1 protein-coding gene is annotated in these 1,231 nt (G+C 67.1%); it reads left to right on the top strand.

The features are described 5' to 3' along the window. Positions 1 to 312 precede the first annotated feature (312 nt). A complete protein-coding gene (locus ETD86_RS54410; protein WP_138674393.1) occupies positions 313 to 1,182 on the top strand; it encodes a LysR family transcriptional regulator in 870 nt (289 codons plus the stop codon). The last annotated feature ends 49 nt before the right edge of the window (positions 1,183 to 1,231 follow it).

Genomic DNA, 1,231 nt, shown 5'->3' with positions numbered 1-1,231 from the left:
CCTTGAGGCTGCGGCTGACGATGGCCCGGCGGCGGCCATGGTAACGAAGGTGGCCGCTGAGGCTGGCCTGGCCCCTGTGGCGGGGGTGGATATTGCCCGTTCCCTGTCACCGTGTCTCCCCGTTCACCCGGTTGTCGGTAATGCCTAGCTTCGCGCCGCGACTTCACGGACCCTTGGCAAATTTGGGGCAAAAGCATACTCATTTATCACCCGTCACGGATGTAGCAGTGCACGGTTACAGTCCGAAATCATTCGAGGTGATCTCGGTTATCTCCCCATCCGCGAAGCGGGCGGTGTCCTAGCTTCTTTGGCATGAATCTCCAGCAGCTCCGCTATGTGGTCGCGACTGCGGAGCACCGCACCATGACCGACGCGGCCAGGTCGCTCTATATCGCGCAGCCTGCGCTGTCCCGCGCGATTCGCGATCTCGAGCGCGAGCTCGGCATGACGCTCTTCGCTCGTTCAGGCCGTGGCGTGGTCGTCACCGCACAGGGCCGCCGGGTGGTCAAGCTGGCAAGGGAGGCACTCGACGCCGTACACGAGATCGAGGGCCTGGCCAACCACGGCGGCGTCACCGAGGCAGAACTGCGCATCGCCTCGACGCCCAGCCTCGAGGCCGGCCTTGCCGGGCGGTTGTTGCCCGCCTACACGGCCGAGCATCCGGGCGTACGCGTCCAGATCGTGCGTTGCGACGGCAGAGAGGGCGTCGTCACCGCGATCCGGGATCAACGAGCCGATCTAGGGCTCACCGATCTCCCCGTGCCCGCCGACCTCGTCACGCACCCGCTCGAACGCCAGGAGATCGTGCTGATCTCCCCACCAGGGCTCGAACTGCCCAATCCGGTGCCGATGGGCAAGTTGCACGGCATGCGCCTGGCGCTGCCGGCCCGCGGCAGCACCCGGCGCAGGGAGCTCGACGCGATGTTCGGCAAGTACGCGGTCACCCCGGTGGTCGTGCTCGAAACCGACGAACGCAACGGCTGGCTCAACGCGGTACGCGCGGGCCAGGCGTCCCTGCTCTGGTACCGCGGCATGGCCGAGCAGGCCAGTCGCGCCGGTCTCGTGGTGCGGTCGCTCGAACCCGCTGTGCGCCGCGTCATCGCCGTGGTGCACGCCCGTCGCCGCCTGCCGCTCATCGCCCAGGACTTCCTGGCCACCGCAGAAAAGGGGACAGCCGCCTGACCACTTTTCGGAACGATCCATGATCCCCCTACGACCCCCTGTCCAACCC

It is taken from the genome of Nonomuraea turkmeniaca (assembly GCF_005889735.1).
Taxonomy (GTDB): Bacteria; Actinomycetota; Actinomycetes; order Streptosporangiales; family Streptosporangiaceae; genus Nonomuraea; species Nonomuraea turkmeniaca.
This window is presented reverse-complemented; position numbering and strand designations above follow the sequence as displayed.